Source organism: Natronorubrum amylolyticum (genome assembly GCF_052040145.1).
Classification (GTDB): Archaea; Halobacteriota; Halobacteria; order Halobacteriales; family Natrialbaceae; genus Natronorubrum.
In genome coordinates this window covers 1-1,328 of record NZ_JBPPFW010000010.1, presented here as the reverse complement: position 1 = coordinate 1,328, position 1,328 = coordinate 1, and the positions used below count along the sequence as shown (strand labels likewise).

Here is a 1,328-nt window from a genome sequence, read left to right as displayed (position 1 = left end):
TGTATGTGTAGTCCAGTTTGCGTCCGGACCCGTTCGCCGCGTCACGGATCCAATGCGATGTTGTATGACTATGTGGCTTGGCCGATTAGTGCTCGCGGGCTCAACGCCTCGTTGCCTTGGCGCGTACACCCCGAGTCTATCGATCTCGTCTTCTACGAGTGGCCTCAGTGGTATCTCTTTTTCAAGTGGGTTTCGAGCTTAGATGCGTTCAGCTCTTACCCCGTGGTGCGTGGCTGCCCAGCACGTGCTCTCTCGAACAACTGGTACACCAGTGGCACCCATTCGTAGTTCCTCTCGTACTATACGAACGTTCTCGTCAGATACCGTAACACCCCCAATAGATAGCAGCCGACCTGTCTCACGACGGTCTAAACCCAGCTCACGACCTCCTTTAATAGGCGAACAACCTCACCCTTGCCCGCTTCTGCACGGGCAGGATGGAGGGAACCGACATCGAGGTAGCAAGCCACCCGGTCGATATGTGCTCTTGCGGGTGACGACTCTGTTATCCCTAAGGTAGCTTTTCTGTCAGCAATTGGCCGCATCAAGCAGCCTAATTGGTTCGCTAGACCACGCTTTCGCGTCAGCGTCCGTCGTTGTGCCGGACACTGTCAGACTTCCTTATGCTCTTGCGCTCTTTCTCGGGTCTCCGACCCGAGTGAGGAAATCTTGGGGCGCGCTCGATATCTTTTCAAGCGCGTACCGCCCCAGTCAAACTGCCCGGCTACCAGTGTCCTCCGCCAGGAGTGAGAGTCGCAGTCACCATCGGGTAGTATTTCAATGCTGGCTCGGTGGCCCGCTAGCGCGGGTACCTGTGTAACGCCTCCTACCTATGCTGCACAATGGCGACCACGTCTCAGTGACAGCCTGCAGTAAAGCTCTATAGGGTCTTCGCTTCCCCTTGGGGGTCTCCAGACTCCGCACTGGAACGTACAGTTCACCGGGCCCAACGTTGGGACAGTGGCGCTCTCGTTGATCCATTCATGCAAGCCGCTACTAAAGCGGCAAGGTACTACGCTACCTTAAGAGGGTCATAGTTACCCCCGCCGTTAACGGGTCCTTCGTCCCCTTGTAAGGGGTGTTCAGATACCCGCACTGGGCAGGATTCAGTGACCGTACGAGTCCTTACGGATTTGCGGTCACCTATGTTGTTACTAGACAGTCGGAGCGCCCGAGTCACTGCGACCTGCCTCTTCGCGAGGCAGGCATCCCTTATTGCGAACGTACGGGACTAACTTGCCGAATTCCCTAACGTCGGTTGCTCCCGACAGACCTTGGCTTTCGCCGCCATGAGTACCTGTGTCGGATCTCGGTACGGACTGTGTGCT

1 rRNA gene is annotated in these 1,328 nt (G+C 56.6%); it reads right to left on the bottom strand.

The features are described from left to right. Window positions 1-65 precede the first annotated feature (65 nt). Window positions 66-1,328 (bottom strand): 23S ribosomal RNA (locus ACSFDB_RS20985); the annotation flags it as partial.